Consider the following 22,449-nt stretch of genomic DNA (forward strand, 5'->3'; position numbering starts at 1 on the left):
CATCGCGACGATGCGCAGGTGCTCAACGCCTTCCGGCAGCACGGCGAGCGGCGGCATCGGCGACGTTGTCGTCCAGCAGGCCCCCCAGTGCTCAACGCCTTCCGGCATCACGGCGAGCGGCGGACCGGAGCCACGCGTCCTGCAACACCTGCCTGGATGAGTGCTCAACGCCTTCCGGCATCACGGCGAGCGGCGGTACTCAGTGCAGTACTTCCGCGCCGCGTGGGACATGTACTCAACGCTTTCCGGCATCACGGCGAGCGGCGGACGTCCGGGCGCTGGCCACGCCCGCCACCTACCCAGGTGCTCAACGCCTTCCGGCATCACGGCGAGCGGTGGTGCTGGGGGAGCAAGCCGCGCGCCAGCCGGACGATCTGTGCTCAACGCCTTCCGGCATCACGGCGAGCGGCGGTCCTTCCGTCCGTCGCATTCGCTGCCTCAGCAGGGTGCTCAACGCCTTCCGGCATCACGGCGAGCGGCGGCGACAAGGTCCACTTCATCAGCCTCCCGCTGGGGTGCTCAACGCCTTCCGGCATCACGGCGAGCGGCGGCACCGCGCGCCTGGTTCCGGACTGGGGGTGGGAGGTGCTCAACGCCTTCCGGCATCACGGCGAGCGGCGGACGCGGTGGCGCGTGGGTGTGCCAGTGCTGCCCGACCATGTGCTCAACGCCTTCCGGCATCACGGCGAGCAGCGGGAAGGTCTCGCTGGGCATCCTCAAGGTCCTGGAAAAGTGCTCAACGCCTTCCTGCATCACGGCGAGCGGCGGAGCCGCCCTGGAATCCCAAACGATTCCGCCCTCTTACCACCCCCGTTTTCAAGCACCCCCACCCTGTCCACGAACTCCAACGCCAACGCGACATCCCACATCACCCAACCCATTGAAACCCCTCACCCATTCCCCATTCAAGCACCTATTCACCTGTCAAAGAGCCCCAACCCGCGTCACCCCACGACTTTTCACCCGCCTCAAGCCCCGCGGCCCTCGCCACGCCGAGGTGCTTGAATGTCCAATCCCACACATCGGTCGCCCGCACGCTCCTTCGCCCCACCTCGCACCATCACCACCTCCACTCAGCGAAGTTCCTCACGCCCACCCCGAAAACCCATGACAGCACCGCGTCCTACAGACAGGACCACGCCAACCCCTTCAAGACAGACACCTCCAACAACAATCACACCCCTCCCCAAGCCGCAGGCCCCTCACCCCGTCTGCACCGTGAGCGCGGGCACATACCGTCCATCCAGCGCGAGTTCATGCACCAGCACGGGCCCGACGGCGTTGAGCCGCTGTCCCAGGAACAGCGCGCACGTCGAGGGCGCGTAGAGCAAGAGGTGCGTCGTCCGCACCCGGTACTGGCTCCGCGCGCGACGGATGAGCTCCCGAGCCTGCACGGCGAACGCCACCGCGTCCCCCGCCGAGCGCACCGCGCCGTCCCCTGTCCCCTCCTCCGGCTCCAGCACCAACACCGCGCGGTGAACCCCCGGGTGCTCGGCCTCGAAGCGCTCCCGCTCCGCCCCCGCGTCCCCCGTGAGCTGGAACACCACGAGCAACGCCTGCCCCTCCGGCGCCCCCTCGCGCTCCACCGCGCGCAGCCTCCGCTCCGAGGCCCCCACGTCCGAACGCCACAGGAACGTCTCGCCCCGCGTGAACTGCTCGGCCCGGAGTCGGAAGCCCGCGGCCTCCGAGAACTGCGAGCCCACCGCCAGCGACACGCTCAGCGGCACCTTCCCCCGGACATCCACCAGCGCCCCCTCCGCCCGCTCCATCAGCCGCCTCCGAGCCGCCCGAAGCTCCGGCCACAGCCGCTCACTCCACACCGCCTCCTCCGGATGACGCCGCGTGTCCCGCTCGAAGCACCCCGTCCAATCCAGCTCCTCGGTCGGCGGCGGCCCCTCCCACCTGCGCCGCGCCCACCCATGCACCCACAGGCTCACCGTGGGCCCCTCCTCCCGCGGCGCGAACAGCTCCCGGGCCCGCAGGAACGCCACAAGCGACTCGCGCGTCACCCGCTTCACCTCCCCCGAGCGCTCCACCCATTCGCGCATCCCATCGAGCACGATGGCCCTCGGGTTCACGCCCTGCCGCAACCCGAGCCCGTCCATGCGCCAGTCGACCTGCTCCTCCAGGTCCCGGATGCTCGCGAACCCCAACCGCAAGCGCAGGTCCCCGAGGAACGACGCCATCTCCTCGGGCGTCGTCTCGCACCGCTCGGCCCACCGCGAGCCCCCCTCTCCAAACGCACCAGGCCGAGACTCCGAGAAGAACTCCGGCGCCAGCGAGTGGTCCCGGCCCACCAGGTAGCGCCCGAGCCGCTCCTCCGCCCCCCAGTTGCTCACGAGCCACACCTCCACGGGCCCTCGGGCACGCAGCGCACGCCAGCTCGTGAAGAGCTTGTGCAACAGCGGGCGTCCCTTCCCGCGCTGCGCCTCCGTGAGTGAGTCCAGCGAGTACACCTCGCGGTGGTCCACGTGCCACTTCACCTGCACGAAGCGGCTCGCCACGCCCGAGCCCTCGCGCGCGTGCAGCGTCACGTCGTCCGCGGAGCCCGCCTCGGGATGCTCCAGATAGCCGTGCTCGAAGGGACACTTTGCGTCGAGCAGCCGGAGCAGTTCGTGCCAGGCGTACAGGTACTGATACCGGTCTCCCTCGAGCCGGGATGCGCTCTGTTCTCCCATGGCGGGCCGCGCTCCCTCAGCGGGACTGAGCCAGCTCGCGATGACGGTTGAAGAACTCCTCGAAGAGCCGCCGCATCCCGTCCTGCGCGTCCTCGCGCGGTTGCTCGCCCCATCGGCTGAGCGCCTCGAGTACGCGCTTCACCCAGCGACGATCCGGGTCTCGCACCAGCTTGCGCTGGAAGTAAACCCCCGTGATGAGCTCGTCATTCAGGTCCACGTCGAGCAGGTCCACCCGCTGCTGCGAGTACGTCTCGAACGGGTCCGGCGACGTCTTCAGGCCGGCGATCTCCACCGTCGCGCGCTCCAGCTTCGGCGCGGGGCCTCGCGCAGCGGTCAACTTCAGCGCGCTGAGCCGGCACACCTGGAACATCCAGATGAGGTAGCGGCGCAGCCGTCGTTCGGAGAGCGTCCGGATGGGCGTCTCCGGCTCGAACATGCGCAGGCTCTCCATCGCGTTCCAGATGATGCGCTCCATCGTCTGGGTCTCGCCGTCGTCCGCCACCGTCCCCTCCTGCTTCGACTTACGCCACGCCAAGGCCACCTCGATTGCGATGGCGTCCGCGTCGAAGTCCGCCGCCTCCAGCACGAAGCCCGTGCGCCCGCTCCCGCTGAACGTGTACGAGGTCAGCCCGCCCTGCTGGACGTGGAAGACCTCGTGGACCATGTACAGCCGGACGCACTCCTTCCAGTCCTCGCTGCCCACGCGGTCCTTCAGCTCCTTGAGGGCCAGCAACATCCCCACGTCGAAGCCCCACTTGCCCTCGAAGTGACGGTAGATCTCGATGGGTCCGGTCGACGGCGCATCCTCGACGGAGCCGCTCACGAAGTGCGTCCGGTCCTGCTCGCTCAGCTCCGACAGGAGGTCCTGCTGCGCGGGCTCGGACAACCAGGACACCAGCTCCTGGTGGACCTTCCGCACCTCGCCGAGGACCTTCGCCGCCACCGCGAACTGCGCGGTCGTGTACTCCACCGCCAGGGGCGCGGCGCGTCCGGCCTTCATCTCCTGGACGAGCAGGTACTGCCTCCGGTCCGCGTCGTAGTGGTGGAGCCACAGCGGGAGCTGCGTGTTCACGTTCACCGCCGTGCCCAGCGCGGCGGCGAAGCTCCCCGGGCAGTCCATCGCCAGCAGCACCGACGTCGCGCCGCCCAGCCGCTCGTGCAAATCCCCGAGCACGCCGCGGAGCTGCTCCGCCGCGCGCGAAACTTCCGCGGGGCTCTGGATGGCCGCCGGCCCGGGCCCACGCACCGGGCGCACGCGGACCTCGGCCAGGAGGTTCGCGCCATGCTTCCTGCGGAACGCCTCCAGCGCCTGGTCGCCGATGGCGCGAGTCACCTCCACGACGAGCGCCACCACGCCCGAGCCGCCCTGCTTCGCCTTCGGCAGCCCCTCCACCTCGAGGAAGTCCTCGGACGCTGCGGCCATCGTCCGGTCGAAGCCAAGCGACCACTCGCCGCTCCCGGACTGCTGGTACACCCGGAGGCGACGTCGGGGCAGGCACGAAGCCAGGTGGAGCATCAGCTCCAGCGGCGCGCAGCCGAAGAGGTGCACCGGCAGGTGGTCCAGCCCCAGCTCCTTCTCCTTGCTGATGAGCGCGCTGGCGAGCCGCTCGTTCTCGAGGAAGGCCCCCGCCCACTCCTCCCCCCGCGGCGAGCGCACACTGAGCCTCTCGTCGTACGGATGGAGCACCGCGCTGGCCACGTCGCGATAACCCTCCAGCCCCTCACGCGTCAGCGTCTGGCGTGCCGCGTCCTCGATGACGGGCCGGTCGTGCTCGTAACGAAGGATGAGCGCCTCGGTCCTGCGATTGATGGACAGCTCCACGTTCGACATGTGCGCACCTCGGTTGACGTCGTCCACCGAGGAAGACGCCAACGCGAAGTGGCCCCCTCGCGAGCCCGCTCATTTTCCCACGAGGTGCTCAAGGGCCGCGCTTGCGGTAGACGGGCCCGAACAGCGTCGAGAGGTGCTGGTGCGCCTGCTCCGGGTTCGACGTGCGCTCCTGCGAAGCGAGGCGAACCTCCCGGATGGCGTTCTGGAACAGGTTGCGAGCGGCCTCCTTCTGTCCCTGCGTCATCCGAGCATCCACCGCGACGCCCAGCTTCGCCGGGTCACGGCAGGTCTGCATGACGCGCTCCGACAGGTGCCGGAACAAGGCTTCGAGTCGCTCCAGCAGCGTCCCCTCGGGCGGCGACGCAAACGCCGAGTAGCACATCGCCTCCAGGTGGAAGGAGCGCAGCGGACTGTTGTCCCGAGCTCGGTTCCACTGCTTCACCAGCTTGATGAGGGGATTGAGTCGACCTCTCGCGGCCTGGTCCGCCTGGGCACAGGCGGCCTGGTGTTCCTTCGGGTTCGTCTGAATCCAGGCGCCCGTGTCCCGCTGGGGAATGAGATAGCCCCCGGGTCCTCGCGTGTAGGCCGGCACGATGTCGACGCTGATTCCCGAGGAGAAGTCGATGCGCAGGGAGTGTCTCTGCAGGGCCGGCGAGTCGCGTCCCGGCCACTCCGCCTCGAAGACCTGCCGCACCTCACCCAGCAACGCGTCAGGCTCCCGTTGCCCCCTCGGTTGGCGGTCGGCGTCGAACACGGCGAACACATCCACGTCGTGCAAGGGACGCAGCGCCGTCCCCCGGCTGTACGAGCCCGACAGGAACACCTCCGACAGTGGCAGCCGCCGAATCAGCACTTCGCGCACGACCTCGTGCTGCCGCGTCACGTTGTCACGCTCGGCGCGAGACAACTCCTGCTCCTCGACGAGCCTTTGCATCGCCTGTTCCACGGTCCACATGTCGCACCTCTCCCACGCGGGAAATCCGTTCCGGAAGAGAGGACGCCAGACCGGGCTCAGCCCCTCGCGAGCGAGTCCAAGGTCCTCGCCACGTCGACCATCTCGGGCCGCTGCCCCGGCTTCTTCGAGAGCATGGCTCCGAGCAGGACACGAAGGGGCTCGGGAGCCAATCCCTCCAGGAGAGCCAGCGGCGGGGGCTTGAGCGCATGAAGGAAGAACAACCCCGAACGCTCACTCGCACTGAAAGGAGGCGCGCCCACCAGCAGACGGAAGCCCAGCACCCCCAGCGCATAGACATCCACCTTCGCGTCCACGCCCTTGGGACTGGTCCACTGCTCGGGGGCCATGTACTCCCCCGTCCCCAGCAGCGCATCCCTCGCCGTGGACACATACAGCGAAGGGGCCCGTGCACCCTCTCCCGGGACGAGGCGCGCCAGGCCCAGGTCGGTGAGACGGACCTCCAGTGCGGCAGGTCCGGAACAAGCCATGAGGACGTTCTCGGGCTTCAGGTCTCGATGGATGACGCCCTTCTCGTGCAGGAAGTGGAGCACCTGCGCGAGCTGGCGCAGCACCTGGACACCTTCCTCCAACGACAGTCGGCCACCTCGCCGCGCGAGGAGCTCATGCAAGCTCACCGGGACCCACTCCAGGACGAGAAAGGGGGGCCCGTCTTCCGTGGGCGTGCCCATCTCGAGCGCCTCGACCAGATACGGATGGCGCAGTGACAGGAGCGCCTCTGCTTCGTTCTGGAACCTCGCGACCAGCTCCGCCTGAAGACTCGCGCTCTGGCTCAGGGTCTTCACCGCCACCCAGCCATCTCCATCGAGCGCACGAGCCCGATAGACATCACTCGACCCGCCCACCGCGACGAGGCTGTCGATGACGTAGCGCCCCCACTGCATCCCGTGGAGCGACATCAGCGCTTCCTGGATGGGTCCAAGGCACGCAGTTGGTCCATCCAGTGGAGCATGCCCCGGAGCTCTTCTTCGCAGTCCGGGTAGCCCTTCACGAAGGCTTCGACATCCACCGTCCCGCCTGCCTCCAGGAGCCGCAGGTACTTGGAGAAGGCCGCATCCACCTCGTTGCGCTCCGCGGCTGCCTCGGTGGAGAGCGGGTCCTCCAGGACTGGTTCATCCGCCATCCAGGCACGCAAGGCGCGCACCCCACGCCCCATGAGGCTCTCGACCGCCTTGGGCGTCCTGCCCATGTGCTCCGCGATGGCCTTCACCGGGTGCTCATCGAGATGGAACATCTTCAGGGCCTGGTGCTGGTCCGGCTGATGACCTTCCAACCACTGGAAGCCGGAGATGAGGCGTCGCCACTCTTCCTGGAGTGCCGTCACCTGGCTCGGGCTGCGCTCCTGCGCCTTCACGCCGAGGAGTTCTTCTCCATCCAGCGACACCGTCGCCGTCGCGTCGCGCCGCTTCCGGGTGCCATGTCGATAGGTCCCGATGGCCTCGTTCCTCACGATCTGACGGAGCCACGCCCACCACTCCCGCTCCGTGGTCCCCTGGAAATGGTCGAGCTGTTGAAACGCCTTCAGCAGGGAGTCCTGGGTGACGTCCGAAGGCCGCGCGCCGACCTTCTCGACCTGGGCACGCTGTTTCTCGGCCCACTGGGACACCTGCCGCAGACAACGGCTCCACAATTCGTCCCGCGCGGCCTTCTCCCCTTCTCGAACCCGCTGCAACAGCGCCTCGAAAGACCACTCCGACAAAGAAGGCTCGGCCATGCGCATCCCCCACGTCACGGTTTGAAACTCTCGCACGCCAGGGCCTTGAAGCGCACGTCCTCCGGGTCGCGCGCGACGAACTCATGGACCAGCGCACACCCCTCCCTGCGCAGTGCCTCCGCCTGGTCAGAATCCCCTCGCCGAAGCGCCAACGCCTCGGCCCCACGCAGGGCTTCCAGGAGCGCCAGGGCGAATCGCTTGCTCGTGGGCTCCCCCCTGACCAGCTCGCGCCCGGAAGTCACCGCGGCCGTGTAGCCCACCGCTGCGTCCGTCCAGCGGCCCTCGTCAGAGGCCAATCTCGCGCTCCAGAGTCGGACCCACTCCAGCATCCACTTGCGGTGATGGTCCCCGGCATGCGTGCTCGCCTCCTGTGCCATGAGCCTCATGGCCTCATCCAATCGAGGGTGCGCGTCCGCCAGGCGCCCCGCCCGTCGCATCACCTCCGCCTGATACGCCAGGCCCTGCGCGTAGAGGGATGCGCCGTAGTCCGGGTCCTGCGTGGAGAACAGCGGAACGGCGCGTTCGAGCCAACGCAGGGCCTCGCCCGCGCGCCCCTCGGCGAGCTCCAGGTCCGCCAGCTCGCTGAGGCCCACCGCGGAGTCCCGGTCTCCGGAGACCGAGCGCGGCACAGCGGCACGCTGCGCTTCGAAATACTCGACGGATTGCAGGAAGAGGGCACGCGCTTTGGACAATCGCCCCGCCGCCAGGTCGACCTTGCCCTGCTTCGAGTGATTGAACGCCCACTGCATGCGGTAATCCTCGCCTCCGAAGCCGAGCGCCTCACCTTGCGTCAGGAGGTTCCTCGCGTGGAGGAGGTGCGCACCCGCGACCTGCAGCGTGTCATTCAGGAAGCTCAGGTCGGCCATCCGGTGGGCAAGCTTGATGCGTTGCCAGAGGACCTCTCGCCGCTGCTGCTCCTCCTCGGAGAACCCCTCCAGCGAGTCCGACAAGCCACGTAGCAACGCCCTTCGGACCTCGAGCGTGTTCGCAATCCAGCTCAGCTCCCAGTCCGCGTCGGAGACGATGCCTTCCGCGGAGTTCATGATGCGATGGAGGTTCTGGTCGGCGCGCTCGCGCTGCTCCCACGCCTGCACCGTCACTCCAAGCATCACGACCACGGCCAATGAAGCCGCGGCCACCAATGCGCGGCCGGTCCACACCCGACGCCGCTCCAACCGGCTCGCGGCCTGGAGAAATGCGTTCGCGCGAAGACTCAGCCGATGGACACCCCGTCCAGGGGTGCCGACACCGCCCCGGTAATGCGTCAGCATCGTTCCCCGAGGGAGCCACTCATTCGGCCGCGCGGCCTCTTCCCAGTTCCGTGCGGCGACCTCGACGTCCGCGCGCACCTCCAGCTCTCGCCGCTCCTCCTCCAGCCACGCGACGAGCGAGCGGACCCGCTGCAACAGCGTCTCATGCACCAGGTCCACACGTTGGGACTCGACCTCGGCCCCTCCGGACAGGAGCACCAGTCGAGGTCCGGGCTCACCGCCCGCCACCCCGGACAGCCCGCTCAGGCGAAGCAACGCTTCTTCGGCGAGTGCATCACGTCCCGCCTCCGCCAACACCTCGCTCCTGGGACGAGGCCGCCGCGTGTCCTGCACGCCACGTCCCACCTGGACCAGGGACAGCAGGATCCACTTCGCACGCTCCCGGCCCTGCTCGCCCAGGCTCGCCAGCAGTTGCTCCGCCTGCTGGGACAGCGCGCCGCCCACGCCTCCCATCCGGTCATAGTGCTCGTGCGTCAGGGGCGCGCCACCGCTCAAGGTCCACAGTGAGCGCAGCGCATGCCCGAGCAACGGCAGCCCGCCGCCCTCTCCCTTCGCGTCGCGCACCATCCGCTCCGCCAGACCTTCACTGAGCTGCATCCCCGCCTGGCGCGCCATCCCCTCGACGACCTCCTTCAGCGCCGCTTCACCCATCGGCAAGAGCGGGAAGCGCATCGCTTCTTGAAGCCGGTGGGGAAGCCTCGGCAACTGCTCCAGCCGATGCAGGAAGTCGCTGCGCAAGCACGTCAGCAGCCGCAGCCGGCCCTCCTCGGCCAATGCCGTGACCAGCAGTCCATCCAGCACCGACTGCTCGGCGCTCCCCGAGGTGAAGAGCTCCTCCAGCGGCTCCACGACCAGCAGCATCAAGCTGTCTTCAGGAACGTTCGTCTGGACGAAGGTCCGCAGGCCCGCGGGCCCGCTTCGCAGCCCTCGCTCCACCGCATCCACATCCCGCGTGGGGAAGGCCGTCACGAGCGCCTTCGCGAGGCTCCGCACCGGCTCATACGACGGCCTCGCCACGACGACCACCCAGCGCGGCAGCCCTGGCGGCGGTGGCTCACGGAGCCTCGGCAGCACGCCCGCGTGCAGCAGCGAGGACTTGCCCACACCACTCGGCCCTTCCAGCGAGACCCAGCGCCGCCCTCCCGAGCGTGCTTCGTCCAGAGAATCGAGCACCCTGCGCGTCTCCGCCCCGCGCCCGAAGAACAGCTCCGCCTGCGACTCATTGAAGGACGCCAGCCCCGGCACGGGACAGACGTCCTGCTCCTGCGCCCAGGGCCGGAGCAGCATGTCGCGACACCGCGCCATCGTCGGGCGCTCCTCGGGCGACTTCGCGAGCATCGACGCCACGAAGGTCGCGAGCGCCCCCGGAATCGTCGGCGCCAACTGCCCCAGGAAGGGCGGCGGCGTGTTCACGTGCGCGGAGATGACCTCGACCATCTCCTCCGACTCGAAGGGCCGCTGCCCCGCGAGCAGCTCGAACAGCATCACCCCCAGGGAGTAGACGTCCGCGGAGACCTTCGCCGAAGAGGCACTCCGGAGCTGCTCCGGTGCCGTGTAGTGATAGGTCCCGATGAGCACGTTCTCATGCGTATGGACCTGGGTCGCGGCGACTGCGTCATCACGGTACGGCGGCAGCTTGGCGATGCCGAAGTCCAGCAGCTTGACCCGATATCCCAGGGCCGAGCTCGCGTCAGTGCAGAGGAACACGTTCTCCGGCTTCAGGTCCCGGTGGACGATGCCCTTCGCGTGGATCTCCGCCATCACTCGCGCGACCTGCGCGCACAGGGCCAAGGCCGTCTCGCGCGGCACGCGTCCCGAGTGCCTGCCCATCCACTTCCGCAGGTCCTGGCCGTCGAGCAACTCCATGACCAGGAACACCTGGTCCGCCTGCTTCTCACAATGAAAGGCTCGCACCACATCCGGGAGGTCGAGCTTCACCAGCGCGCGCCCCTCCTGGAGGAAGCGCGCGACGACCTGCGGCTCCCTCGACGCGTCCCGGGACAGCAGCTTCAGCGCCACCAGTTGTCCGGTGTTCTCGTTGACGGCCTCGAACACCTCGCCCATGCCTCCGGAGCCACACTGCCGCAGCAACCGGAACGGACCAACCTGGGACGACGGAGCACGGAGCATGGGATGCGAAAGGATTTACTCCGCCAGGCCTCACCCGAGGAATCCCCCGCGCGGGGGCGGGTCTCTCCCACCCCGTGCGCCCCTACTCCTTCACCGCCCCCGCCGTGAGCCCGGACACAATCCGCCGCTGGAACAACACCGTCAGCACCACCAGCGGCAGCGTGGCCACCACGGAGGCCGCGGCAATCTCTCCCCACGGCTCACGGTACTCGCTGGCGAACAGGCTGATGGCCACGGGCACCGTGCGCTTCTCCGGCGTCGTCAGGAACGTCAGCGCGAACAGGAACTCGTTCCACGCGAAGATGAACACCAATATCGCCGTCGTCGCGAGCCCCGGCGCCGCCAGGGGTAACAACACCCGCCGGAACGCCTGGAACGGCGTGCACCCGTCCACCCTCGCCGCCCGATACAGCTCATCCGGCAGCTGCTTGAAGAACGACGTCAGCACCCACAAGGTCAACGGCATCGCGAACGTCGCATAGGGCAACGCCAGTCCCACCAGGCTGTCCCGCAACCCCACCGCGCGCAGGATGAGATACAGCGGGCTCACCGTCGCAATCGGCGGGAACATGCTCACCGCCAGGGCCGCGCTCAACAACAGCCCCTTCCCCCGGAACTCCAGCTTCGCCAGCGCGAACGCCGCCGCCGAGCCCACCACCAGGCAGAACCCCGTCGTCAGCGCCGCCACCACCAGCGAGTTCACCACCACCCGCAGGAACGGTCGCCCCCACAGCACGCTCGCGTAGCTCTCCCACGTCAGATGCGACGGCCACGGCCGGGTCAGCTCTCCATCCGGCCACAGGCTCGTCAGCACCTGCCAGAAGAACGGCCCCAGGAAGAACGTCAGGAACGCCACCACCGCCAGCGCCGTCCCCAAGCCCACGCGCTGTCTCATCGCGCCCGCTCCTCACGCCCCAACAGCCGCAGCCACACCGCCGCCAGCACCACCACGCACAGGAACGTCGCCACCGACAACGTGCTCCCGTACCCGAAGTCCCCCGAGCGCATCAGCGTCTTGTACGCGTAGATGCTCAACGTCTCCGTCGTGTTCGCCGGCCCGCCCTCCGTCAACACGTAGATGGCGTCGAACACCCGGAACGCATCCAACGAGCGGAACAGCACCGCCAGCAACAGCGCCGGCTTGAGCAACGGCAGCGTTATCGACCGGAAGATTCTCCACGGTGACGCCCCGTCCACCCGCGCCGCCTTGTACAGGTCCTCCGGAATCCCTTGCAGCCCGGCCAACACCAACAGCGCCACGAAGGGCGTCGTCTTCCACACGTCCACCAGTATCGCCGCGTGCAGCGCGTACCCCGGCGCCCCCAGCCAGTTGATGTCCTGTCCGAGCAGCAAGCGATTGATGAGCCCGTAGTCCGGATTGAACATCCACGCCCACAGCCTCGCGCTCACCACGGTGGGAATCGCCCAGGGCACCAGCACCGAGGCTCGTAACAAACCTCGCCCCGGGAAGGACCTCTGGAGCAGCAGCGCCAGCGGCACCGCGAGCAGCAGCTCCACCGCCACCGCCACCGCCGTGAAGTACGCCGTGTTCCCCAGCGCGGCCCAGAACCGCGCGTCCCCCAACAGGTACGCGTAGTTCCCCAGCCCCACGAACCTCCGCTCGCCGAAGACCAGGATGAAGCGGTGCAGGCTCAGCCACACCGCCGCGAGAATCGGGTACAGCGCCACGCCCGCCAGCACCACCACCGCCGGCGCCACCAACCAGTACGCCTGCCGGCGCTCCCGCTCCAGCGAGCCACGCACCGGCTCGCTCATCGCGCCTCCCGCTCGTGCTCACGCAGCAGCCGCATCCATCCACCCGAGGCACGGCCGCACCGAGCCCACCCCACCGCGAGCCCGCTCATCTCCCCTCCCCCATCAGGTGGTCCACCTGTTTCTGCGCCCGCCCCAAGGCCTCCTCGGGCGTGCGAATCCCCGCCACCGCCGCGGAGAACTCGCTCTGCAACACATCCGAAATCAGGTTGTAGTACGGCGTCACCGGCCGGGGCCGCGCGCGCTCCACCATCTCCCGCAGGCTCGCGATGAACGGTGAGCCCTGTTTCAACCTCGCATCGTCATACACCGCCGCCCTCGGCGGGTTGCGCGCGTAGTGCACCGCCAGCACCAGGTTCGCCTCCGGCGACGTCAGGTGCGCGATGAGCTTCTCCGCGAGCTTCTTCCGCTCCGGTGACACCTTCGCGTTCACCGCGAGCTGATACCCGCCCAGCGTTCCAAACCCAGGCTCCCCGCTCACCGTGGGCAGGGGCGCCATGCCCACCTTCCCCCGAATCGGCGAGCCCTCCTTCTGCGCCTCGCTCCACGCATACGGCCAGTTGCGCATGAACACCGCGCGCCCCTCCTGGAACACGCGCCGCGCCTCCTCCTCGCCGAACCCCATCACCGTCTCCGGAGACACCCCGCGCGTCAGCAGCCCGCGCAGATACCCGAGCGCCTCGCGCCCCGCCTCCGTGTCCAACAACACGCGCCCGTCCTCCCCCAACGCCTGCCCACCGTGCCCCCACAGCGCCTCGTACACGTTGCAGCTCAGGCCCTCGTACTGCCGCCCCTGCCACACGAAGCCCTGCACCCCCGGCGCCTTCGCCTTCGCATCCAACGCGAACCGCTCCAACTCCGCGTACGTGCGCGGCGCCCGAGGCACCAAATCCGTCCGGTAGTACAGCACCCCCACGTCCAGGTACCACGGCACCGCGTACGTCCGGCCCTCCACCACCACCGCCTCCACCGGCCCCGGCAGGAACTCCTCGCGCAGCCGCTCGGGCGGGAACGCCTCGGACAGGTCCGCTATCCACCCCGCCCGCGCGAACTCCGGCACCCACACCACGTCCGCCACCAGCACGTCGAAGTCCGCCGCCCCTCCCTCCAACGACGTGAGGAAGAACTGGTGCGCCAGGTCCGACGAGTTCGGCAACGCCTCCGTCACCAACGTCACCCCGGGGTGCGCCTCCTCGAAGCCCGCCAAGAGCTCCCGGAACGGCTCCGGAGGCCCCCACAGCGGCTGGTACTTCAGCACCAGCCGCGCCCCCCGCTCGCGCTCACCCTCCCCGCGCCGACACCCCAGCGTCACGAGGACGAGCCCCAGCACGAGCGAGAAGAAGAACGGGCGAGCCATGGGAACCCGGCATGAGCCCCTCCCGCCCCCTCACCGTCAACACACCCGCACCGCCCCCGTTCTCACCCGAACACCCCGGCACCACGTAATTCGTGTGCATGTGGAGAAAAACGTCTCCCTGGAACTTCGGGCACACAACTCGGGACGTCTGTTTGCCTTCTGCCCGGGAGCGGGCGTTATTCTTCGGACAGACAGGACCTCTGGGTGGGGGAGCACATGGCGGAGAAGCCTCGGGAGTGGAAGTTCGGCGCGCACCGCGTTCGCATCGAATCAGCCGACATGGCGGTGGCGACCTTCGAAGGCCCCATCACCCTGGACGACGTGAAGCGCACCTCCGAGGTCTACGCGGAGCTGTTCACGATTCTGGGCCCCTACTACATCGTCGCGGAAATCGGCCGCTCCCAAATCGAGGCCGCCGGCCGGCGCTACCTCTCCGAGAACAACAAGAGCGAGTGGTTCAAGGGCTGCGTCTACGTGGGCGCCGACATCGTCCAGAAGACCTTCGGCAAGGCCATCTCGCTCGCCATGCTCTACACGGGCAAGACGAGCTTCGACACCACCTTCGTCGACACCCTCGCGGACGCGCGCACCTGGGTCGACCAGCACCGCGCCCGACAGCAGCGCAAGGCGGGCTGAGACGCGAGGCCCGGCTGTGTGCCGGGCGACACCCCCGCTGTCCCATTCCAGACCCAGGGTCGTCCTCAAGTCGCGGTTTGAAGGCGAAGACTGGATTCTCGCTCCCGTGGGCCACGGGTTGTATGCTTGTGTGGCCAGCTCAGAGGGAGTGCCCATGCAGCAACAGGAATGGAAGTTCGGTGCGCACCAGATTCGCCACGAGCAGCAGGACGTGCTGGTGGCGGTGTTCAGCGGCATGCTGAACCTGGAGGACATGAAGCGGGCCGTTGAAATCTACAGCCAGGTCGCCAAGGCCGGCCCCTACTTCATGATTGCGGACATCGGCAACTCGCAGCTCCAGGCGGAGGCGCGCCGCTACCTGTCCGACAACAGCAAGCCGGAGTGGTTCAAGGGCTGCGTCTACGTGGGCGCGGACATGGTCCAGCAGACCTTCGGCAAGGTCATCTCCCTGGGCATGTTCCTGACCGGCAAGACCGAGTTCAAGACGGAGTTCGTCAAGACGATGGCCGAGGCCCACGCCTGGGTGGAGCAGCAGCGCCGCGCCAACGTCCGCAAGAGCGGCTGAAGCTCGCCGCACCCGCCGTCCGTCTGGCTTTCGTGGCGGCCCCCTCCCCGGGGCCCCCGAGGCCACCCCTGGTGACACTGCGGTCGAGCCCGCTCGCGCTCCCCGGCCGTCCCTCCCCCGCCTCCCTCTTCCTCAGAATCCGAGCCGGCTTGCGGCCGACGGGGTCCGCCAACCGTCTGAAATCCGGCACATTTCAGGAATAGCGCATCTTCCCGCCGTGGACAGAGGCCAGCCAGACTATAAAAATCCTCCCCCACTGGCTTAATAGTCGGGAATCGTTGTATAGGCGGTCACTCCAGAGCCTCCAACTCGCCCGGTAATTCCCTCGCCCTGGCTCCGGACCGGCTGTGCCCCACGCCTCAATCAACCCATGTCCGAGCGGTGAGCTGGGGGGCCCGCGCTCGAACTGCGAGTGACACCATGCCCGTGACGGTTCAGAAGCAGGAAGAGACCGGAGTCCCGGCCCACGCCCCGACAGGGCGCTGCCCCCACCTGGGCGCCCAGTACAACCCCTTCGCGGGGCCGCACGTGGACAACCCCCACCCGTTCTTCGAGCGGCTGCGCAAGGAGGAGCCCGTCAGCTTCAACCCCATGCTCGGCATGTGGTTGGTCAGCCGCCACGACGACATCCTCCAGGTCCTCAAGGAGACGACGCGCTTCTCCAACCGGGACATGCTGGTGAGCGGCACCCAGCTCACGGAGGAGGCCAAGAACATCCTGTCGCAGGGCTTCCCCATCGCCCACGTGCTCTTGGGCATGGACCCGCCGGACCACACGCGCCTCAGGCGCCTGATGAACCGGGGCTTCACCGCGCAGCGCATCGCCGGGATGGAGCCCTTCATCGAGAAGATGGCGCGCGAGCTGATTGGCCGCTTCGCCAAGGACGGGCACGCGGACCTGGTGGAGCAGCTGGCCTATCCGCTGCCGGCCCACGTCATCCTCGGCGTCATGGGCGTGCCCCAGCAGGACGTGTGGAAGATAAAGAAGTGGAGCGCGGACTGGCAGTCGCTCACCTTCGAGCACGTGCCCGCGGAGAAGCAGGCGGAGATGGCGCGGGGGGTGCTGGAGTTCCAGCGCTACTGCGTCAACCTCATCGAGGAGCGGCGCAAGGCGCCCCGTGAGGACCTGACCAGCTACCTGGTGGAGGTGGAGGCGGACGGCGAGGCGCTGAGCGTGCACGAGCTGGTGATGGCCATCGGCGCGTCCTTCCTGTCCGCCGGCCACGAGTCCACCACGGCGCTGATGGCCAACACCTGGAAGCTGGCGCTCGAGCACGGCCTGTGGGGACGTCTCCGGGAGGACCCGGAGCTCATCCCCAAGTTCATCGAGGAGGGCAGCCGCTTCGACTCCGTCCAGCACGCCATGATTCGCACCGCCCTGGAGGACGTGGAGGTGGGCGGCATCCAACTGCCCAAGGGCTCCCGGCTGCTGCTGCTGTACGCGGCCGGCAGCCGCGACGAGTCGCTCTGCCCGCACGCGAACAAGCTGGACGTGGACCGCGAGAAGCCGCCCCAGCACCTCACCTACGGCCGCGGCATCCACTTCTGCCTGGGCGCGCCGCTGGCCCGCCTCCAGACCCAAATCACCACCCGCATCCTCGTGGAGGCCGTCGCCCACCCGCGCCTGGTGCCCAACCAGGACTACGGCACGTGGCAGAGCATCGTCCTGCGCCAGATGCGGCACCTCAAGGTGGAGTGGGACGCCACGCCTTGAGCCCGCTCACGCCTCGCGCGTGACAGCTCCCATGTCGTTGCCCGGGGCCCTGTGGACCTTCATCGGTCTCCAGGGCCCCGCGCATGTCTGGCGTCTGACTTCAGTGACCGAATCCCTCCCACCGGAGTCCAATCACACCCGCCCGGGGCTTCGAAAGGCAGTCATTGTTGACCCCCAAGGGGTTTTCGCGGACTGCTTGTGGCTGTTTGAAAAGGGCGTGCGTACGTTACAGAGAGAAATTTCTTGCCATACTGGCCGTTCTTGCGAGAAAGAGTCCTGGAATACCCCGCTTGCTCGTGAAACGAAGGAGCCCCCTCATGTACGCCGAAGTCGTTGACGAGGCGGATGTCCAAATCGCGCGGCGCGTCGATCGCCAGGCGCTGTCCAAGCTGACCCGGGAGATGTCGCGGGTGAGCAATGCTCGGGCGGTGTGGGCGCTCGCCTCCCAGTGGCTCGTCATCGCGGCGGCGTTCGCCGGGGTGGTGTGGGTGGACCGGTGGTGGGCGTGGCCCATCGCGGCGCTCATCATCGCCACGCGGCAGCACGCGATGCTGGCGCTGATGCACGAGGCGGCGCACTACCACTTCCTGTCCAACCGGAAGGTGGGCGACGTGGTGGCGGACTTCCTGTGCGCCTTCCCGCTGAACATGACGACGGCGGGCTACCGGCACCAGCACATGGAGCACCACCGGTACGTCAACACGCAGCAGGACCCGTACTGGGCCTCCATGCAGGGCGACGCGTCCTGGCACTTCCCGCGCACGCCGCTGCGCGCCGCGGCGGTGTTCGTGGGCGACGCGCTGGGCCTGTACGCACCCAACCACCTGAAGGTCGTGCTGCCCTGGACGTACTGGGGGCGGCTGTTGGGTGGCGCCAAGCCCCGCATCAGCGCCGCCGAGCACGCTCGCTACTGGACGTACGTGGCGCTGCTGGTGACCACGCTGGTGACGACGGGCGCGTGGCTGCACTGGCTGCTCCTGTGGGTGCTGCCCACGACGACGGTGATGATGGCGTTCTTCCGGATGCGCGCCCTGGGCGAGCACCCGCTGGACATCGAGCCCAAGGGCGACGAGACGCGCGAGACGCGCGACGTGAAGGGCACGCTGCTGGAGAACTTCTTCGTGGCGCCGCTCAACTGCAACTACCACCTGACGCACCACGCGTTCCCGTCCGTGCCCTTCTACAACCTGCCGGTGATGCACGACGCGCTGGACCAGGCGGGGCTGCTCGAGGACGGGGTGAACCGCTTCGACACGTACCTGGGCAAGCACAACAGCCTGGTGCAGTACCTGACGCGCACGCCGGGCTCCGGGTTGGAGGAGTCGCTGCCCGCCGCGCCGCCGCCGCAGACCTCGGGCGTCCGGCTGCCGCTGCACTCGTAGCGCCCGGGCGCGCGCTCGCGGCCTCCCTTCAGGGGAAGCGGCGCAGCGACGTCCAGGGGAAGGGCTTCCAGAAGGGCGTGGCCACCGCGTCGGTCTCCAGCGGGAACCAGGGCCCGGTGTCCCCTCCCCCTGACAGGATGTGGAAGTCCTGGGCGGGCATGAACCCCTGGCCCAGCAGCGCCACGCGGCGGCCCCCCGCGTCGGCCGCCACGTCCAGCACCAGCACCGCGTGTCCCGGGCTGCCGCCCAGCACGAAGAAGTCCCCGGGACGCACGTCGTCCTTCGTGGGCCGGCCCTTGGCGCCCTCCAGCGACAGCGTGCCCGCGTACATGAAGACCAGGTCCAGGTAGGCGCGGAACGCGCCGCGCGAGCTGTCCGCCGCCGCGCTCTTCACCCACGTCACCTTGGAGCCGGAGATCCTCGCCCGCTCACCGGAGGCGTACTTCGTCCACGAGGCCAGGTGGCCGCTGGTGAAGCGGTAGGCGATGCGCTCCTTCTGGTTCGCGGACCACAGCCACTCGGCGTGCAGCCGGATGACGGAGTCCGCGCACTGCTGGAGGTTGGCCGTGCCGATGTCCAGCTCCGCCACCGCGGCCAGCCGCGCGTCGTCCGCGGGCAACACCTGTCCCCCCTTGAAGTGCAGCACGGGTGTCCCCGGCGCGCGCAGGGGCAGGCCGCGCAGCCACGCGGCGAACGTGCCCGCCTCCACGCCCACTCGCGTGTAGCCCTCCGGTGGGGGCACGGCGAGGTCCAGCGGACGGATGCGCGCGTCCTCCGACAGCCACGTGTAGCGGGCGAGCTCCTCGCGCGTGGGGGCCCGGGGCTCGGCGTCGGACACAGGGGCCTGGGCGACGGTCCTCGTGAGCACTTCGCCTCGCACGTCCAGGGACGGGGCGGCGCCGGCGAGGCCCGGGCCCAGGAGCGCGGCGACCAGGAGCCAGGAGCGGCGAGGGAGGACGGACGGGTGTTCGGGGGCAATCACGAGCGTGGGACTCCAGGAGGCTTCGGGGCTCTTGCTGGGAGGATTGTCGCCGGCCGGAAGTTCCCTCGCAGCCCTCGAATGCGGGGCGGTGAGGTCGCCTGCCCTCTGTCCGGGTGACGAGCAGTGGAACGACGACAGCCCGTCCTCCACGGCAGGTGCGTGACCACGGGCGAGCACTACCTTTGCGAGAAGATGCGCCGCCAGGCGAGCCTCGTGCTGCTCAACATCCTGTCGCTGTCCCGGCTGCCCATGGCGGTGGCCTTCATCCTCGTGCCCGACGCGATGGTGCGGGCGACGCTCGTCGTGCTGGCGGCCCTGTCGGACTTCCTGGACGGATGGATTGCGCGCAACAAGGGGCTGGCCACGCGGCTGGGCGCGCTCATCGACCCGGTGGCCGACCGCGCCTTCATGGTGACGGCCATCCTCGTGTGCTACCTGGACGGGCTGGTGTCCCTGCCGGAGGTGCTGCTCCTGCTCGTGCGCGACATCGGCACCGCGGTGGGCTTCGTCGTCGCGCGAGGGGTGCCCGCCCTGCGGCGCGTGGAGCTCAAGGCGCGGATGCTCGGCAAGGTGGTCACCTCGCTGCAGCTGCTCGCGCTGTTGTGCGTGCTGCTGTTCCCCCCGGCGGTGCGCCCGCTGGTGGCGCTCATCGCCCTGCTGTCGCTGGCGTCGGTGGTGGACTACACGCGCGCGGTGCTGCGAGCCCGGATGAAGCCTCGTGAGGCCGCGCGGCCTCCCGTGGGAGACGGGCATGGGACGCGGGGGACGCCCATGCCCACGGCTCGCAAGTAATCAGCCCGGGGGCGGCGGGGCGGAGTCCTCCGACTCCGCGAGCCCCAGGATTTGGGCGCGCTCGGAAGCCACCGCGGCGCGCTCACCCTCGCTCATCTCCGACCAGACATCGTCCAGGTCGTCCAGCAAGGCATCTTCCTCGGGCGAGCCACCTTCCGGATGTCGCGCTCGCACATTCGAGACTTTGCGCAGGAGTGCGCGGTATCGGTCAAAGGCCGTCATGACGGGAACCTCCCTTCGTGCGACGACGAGGCTGGGAGCGGACGACTGACGCGAGCGGACCTCGCGCCCTCAGTCCTCGGGGTCCTCCTTCCGCACCACCGAGATTTCTATCGTCTCGTGTCGGCCCACCATGTCCACCACCGCGTAGACGCGGTCTCCCGGGTCCAGGTCCCGCACGCCGATGCTCCGGCCCTCCCGCAGCACGCGCGTCCTGGGGCCTACCTCCAGCGTCAGCGCCTCACCGGAGTCCTGTCCGATGACGACCTCCGGCGGCGCCACCGAGCGCACCACGCCCGAGTACGTGGCCTTCACCACCGCGGTCCCCACCGGCGCCGGCAAGGTCGTCCCCGCGGGCGGGACATCGCGCGCCGTCCCCGTGCCGTCCTCCGGGCGTGGCTGGGTGCCCGAGCCGCCCGTGCCTTGTGCTTGAGCGTCCGTGCCCTGTGCCTGGGTGCCCGTGTCTTGCGCCTGAGCGTCCGTGCCCTGTGCCTGGGTATCCGTGCCTTGTGCCTGGGTATCCGTGCCTTGTGCCTGGGCGTCCGTGCCGCGCGGCGCTCCCGCGTCCACCTGGGCCCGCAGCCTGGAGACCTCCTGGCGCAGCTGGCGTACCTCCGCGCGCAGCCCCGAGATGCTGTTCCACAGCTCGGACACCTCGCCCGCCGAGGGCGCTGCCTGACGCGAGGGCGCCGCCACCGCCGAGGTCGTCTTCGGGGCCTCGTTCGACTGCGCGTTCGCCGTGCAACCCCCGCCGCACAACAGGACGCAGAAGCCCGCGACCGCCACCGCCATCCCAGCCGCTCTATGACGCATGGTCACGGCCTCCCTTCGTCCTTGGAAGATGGGGCCTGCCCACCCATGGACAACCAGCGACAGGGCAGGCCGGCGCACGGGGAGCAAGCCGCCGGGAGTGCGCCCCTTCGGCACCAGGCACGGCAACACACCTGCCTGCCGCCGCGAATCGGGCGATAGTGCGGCCCCACCCCGGCTCCGGAGCACGGCCATCACGACGAAATCCCCCGAGGAGACGCCCACCCAACCCGGGTTTCGTGTTCCGAACTGGCCCCCGCCCGCCAACGCCCTGAGCGCACCCGCGCCGGAGCTGCTCGCGCCGGTGACGGGGGTCCCCGCCGGCACACCGCTCCAGCAGAACCGGTTCATCACCGAGGGCTACACGCGCCTGGCGCGCACGCTCCAGGAGCTGGTGGACCCGGAGTTCCATCCGACGCACGGCAGCCAGGCCACACCCGGTTGGTTCGCCTTCGCCATCCATGCCTCGCACGAGGCCGGCAAGGGCATGCTCGGCGCGGCCATCGCCCGGCGCATCATCGACCTCGCGCAGGGCGAGCCCCTCCCCAGCCCCGCCCGGACCTATGACCGCATGGGCCTCACGGGCACCGCGCGGAAGGGCGCGGAGCAGCTCTCCGAGGCGCTCGGTGGACATGGCCTGCCCCAGGACGCGGCCACCGCGCTCGGCGCGCTCGCGGGGGCCATGAACCTGGAGCCGCTCGGGGACCCGCGCACGCTCTGGGCCACCGCGCATCGCTTCGCGCGGCTGTTCTTCCAGGCCCCCGGCATCCTCCCGCTCGACAAGGCGGAGTCGCTCGCCATCACCCTGGAGCGCATGCTCAACGAGGGCAACGTCGCCATCTTCACCGACATCGGCGGCGCGGCCCTGCGCTACCTCGACTGGAGACCCGACACGGGCGGCGTCACCCCCGAGCGCGTGCTGAGCGACTTCACCCTCGCGGGCGCGAAGCCCGACGAGTCCCAGCACGCCTTCACCGTCCTGCAGGGCCTCACCCACGAGAAGCCCGCCCCCTCCGACTTCGCGCGCCGCTTCCCGGGCATGTCCGCCATGAGCCTCGTGGTGGCCGGCTTCGCGCTGCTGGAGCGCGCCCGACAGTGCCCCGGCCCCGCCGCGCGGGATGCGCTCATCCAGGTCGCCAACAACTGCTTCGCCTGGCGCGAGCAGGCCGACGCCGTGCAACCCGCCTTCACGCCTCCCGAGCGGCTCCCCGGTGAAATCTCCCGCGCGGACCTCACCCTGGCGATGACACCGCTGCTGCGCCTGGAGCTGGGCACGGTGGCGTGGAACTTCGCCGACTACGCGGCCACGCAGCGAGACCGCGACTCCAACCCGCTCACCTCGAAGCCCACCGAGTACAACTGGGCCCTGCTCGCGGACCGCTGGCCCGCCATCCTCACCGCCTTCGAGCTGGGCTACCGCCACCCCTCGGCGCTCTGGACGCTTCCCGCGCCCTTCACCTCCGGGGACGACGAGGTCCGCCGTCGGCTCGGCTGACGCGGCGGCGGCCCGCTCCGGCGCGCGTCGGAAATGCGCGCTGAAACTTCCCGCGCCCTCGCCGCACTGAAGGGACGCCGGGCCACACGCGCCCGGCCCCTCGGTGGCTCGGGCCGACCGCGCCCGGG

18 protein-coding genes and 1 CRISPR repeat array (1 of these 19 cut by a window edge) are annotated in these 22,449 nt (G+C 69.3%); of the genes, 6 read left to right on the plus strand and 12 right to left on the minus strand.

Features of this window, described 5'->3' with window-relative positions; all coding sequences use genetic code 11:
• A CRISPR array of direct repeats spans positions 1-768; the repeat unit is 36 nt; unit sequence GTGCTCAACGCCTTCCGGCATCACGGCGAGCGGCGG (it extends 55 nt beyond the left edge of the window).
• 434 nt (positions 769-1,202) lie between these two features.
• From AC6JA9_RS41630 to AC6JA9_RS41670, 9 genes are all read right to left on the minus strand, one after another.
• Entirely contained in the window at positions 1,203-2,678 is a 1,476-nt protein-coding gene (locus AC6JA9_RS41630) for an SAVED domain-containing protein (protein WP_497958818.1), read from the minus strand.
• 16 nt (positions 2,679-2,694) lie between these two features.
• Positions 2,695-4,509 carry an SAVED domain-containing protein gene (locus AC6JA9_RS41635; protein ID WP_497958819.1) on the minus strand — a complete coding sequence of 605 codons (1,815 nt, stop codon included), beginning with the start codon at positions 4,507-4,509 and terminating at the stop codon, positions 2,695-2,697.
• An 88-nt stretch (positions 4,510-4,597) separates the two neighbouring features.
• Complete coding sequence (locus AC6JA9_RS41640; RefSeq protein ID WP_497958820.1) at positions 4,598-5,464, minus strand: CBASS oligonucleotide cyclase; 867 nt, start codon at positions 5,462-5,464, stop codon at positions 4,598-4,600.
• A 56-nt stretch (positions 5,465-5,520) separates the two neighbouring features.
• Positions 5,521-6,381 (minus strand): serine/threonine-protein kinase, encoded by an 861-nt coding sequence (locus AC6JA9_RS41645; RefSeq protein WP_497958821.1) that lies wholly within the window; start codon positions 6,379-6,381, stop codon positions 5,521-5,523.
• Positions 6,381-7,196: a sigma-70 family RNA polymerase sigma factor gene (locus AC6JA9_RS41650; RefSeq protein WP_497958822.1), complete on the minus strand. Its 816-nt coding sequence runs from the start codon at positions 7,194-7,196 to the stop codon at positions 6,381-6,383. Before AC6JA9_RS41650 ends, AC6JA9_RS41645 begins: the two co-directional genes overlap by 1 nt.
• Positions 7,197-7,210: 14 nt before the next feature.
• Positions 7,211-10,597, minus strand: coding sequence for an nSTAND1 domain-containing NTPase (locus AC6JA9_RS41655; protein WP_497958823.1), 3,387 nt, complete (start codon positions 10,595-10,597; stop codon positions 7,211-7,213).
• Between the two features lie 82 nt (positions 10,598-10,679).
• The gene (locus AC6JA9_RS41660; protein ID WP_267698770.1) at positions 10,680-11,492 is read right to left on the minus strand and encodes a carbohydrate ABC transporter permease; all 813 of its coding nucleotides are present in this window, start codon (positions 11,490-11,492) and stop codon (positions 10,680-10,682) included.
• On the minus strand, positions 11,489-12,373 hold the full coding sequence (locus AC6JA9_RS41665) for a carbohydrate ABC transporter permease (RefSeq protein ID WP_267698769.1): 885 nt from the start codon (positions 12,371-12,373) through the stop codon (positions 11,489-11,491). Before AC6JA9_RS41665 ends, AC6JA9_RS41660 begins: the two co-directional genes overlap by 4 nt.
• Positions 12,374-12,458: 85 nt before the next feature.
• Positions 12,459-13,727: an ABC transporter substrate-binding protein gene (locus AC6JA9_RS41670; RefSeq protein WP_267698768.1), complete on the minus strand. Its 1,269-nt coding sequence runs from the start codon at positions 13,725-13,727 to the stop codon at positions 12,459-12,461.
• A gap of 216 nt (positions 13,728-13,943) precedes the next feature.
• Between AC6JA9_RS41670 and AC6JA9_RS41675 the strand changes: the two genes are divergently transcribed.
• From AC6JA9_RS41675 to AC6JA9_RS41690, 4 genes are all read left to right on the plus strand, one after another.
• Entirely contained in the window at positions 13,944-14,363 is a 420-nt protein-coding gene (locus AC6JA9_RS41675; RefSeq protein WP_141332792.1) for an STAS/SEC14 domain-containing protein, read from the plus strand.
• Positions 14,364-14,517: 154 nt separating this feature from the next.
• Entirely contained in the window at positions 14,518-14,928 is a 411-nt protein-coding gene (locus AC6JA9_RS41680; RefSeq protein ID WP_223750830.1) for an STAS/SEC14 domain-containing protein, read from the plus strand.
• Between the two features lie 420 nt (positions 14,929-15,348).
• Positions 15,349-16,641, plus strand: coding sequence for a cytochrome P450 (locus AC6JA9_RS41685; protein WP_223785810.1), 1,293 nt, complete (start codon positions 15,349-15,351; stop codon positions 16,639-16,641).
• A gap of 317 nt (positions 16,642-16,958) precedes the next feature.
• Positions 16,959-18,023 carry a fatty acid desaturase family protein gene (locus AC6JA9_RS41690; RefSeq protein ID WP_408888636.1) on the plus strand — a complete coding sequence of 355 codons (1,065 nt, stop codon included), beginning with the start codon at positions 16,959-16,961 and terminating at the stop codon, positions 18,021-18,023.
• A 28-nt stretch (positions 18,024-18,051) separates the two neighbouring features.
• On the opposite strand, the gene AC6JA9_RS41695 is transcribed toward AC6JA9_RS41690, so the two are convergent.
• The gene (locus AC6JA9_RS41695) at positions 18,052-18,903 is read right to left on the minus strand and encodes a DUF4846 domain-containing protein (protein ID WP_223750914.1); all 852 of its coding nucleotides are present in this window, start codon (positions 18,901-18,903) and stop codon (positions 18,052-18,054) included.
• A 294-nt stretch (positions 18,904-19,197) separates the two neighbouring features.
• Between AC6JA9_RS41695 and AC6JA9_RS41700 the strand changes: the two genes are divergently transcribed.
• Complete coding sequence (locus tag AC6JA9_RS41700) at positions 19,198-19,797, plus strand: CDP-alcohol phosphatidyltransferase family protein (protein ID WP_223750913.1); 600 nt, start codon at positions 19,198-19,200, stop codon at positions 19,795-19,797.
• Here AC6JA9_RS41700 and AC6JA9_RS41705 read toward each other — a convergent pair whose 3' ends face one another.
• Both AC6JA9_RS41705 and AC6JA9_RS41710 read right to left on the minus strand, forming a co-directional pair.
• On the minus strand, positions 19,798-19,926 hold the full coding sequence (locus AC6JA9_RS41705) for a hypothetical protein (protein ID WP_255653685.1): 129 nt from the start codon (positions 19,924-19,926) through the stop codon (positions 19,798-19,800).
• Positions 19,927-20,088: 162 nt separating this feature from the next.
• Entirely contained in the window at positions 20,089-20,808 is a 720-nt protein-coding gene (locus AC6JA9_RS41710) for a hypothetical protein (protein WP_497958824.1), read from the minus strand.
• A gap of 322 nt (positions 20,809-21,130) precedes the next feature.
• Between AC6JA9_RS41710 and AC6JA9_RS41715 the strand changes: the two genes are divergently transcribed.
• A complete protein-coding gene (locus AC6JA9_RS41715; RefSeq protein WP_223785808.1) occupies positions 21,131-22,321 on the plus strand; it encodes a hypothetical protein in 1,191 nt (396 codons plus the stop codon).
• Positions 22,322-22,449: the final 128 nt, after the last annotated feature.

Source organism: Myxococcus sp. MH1, from assembly GCF_059738865.1.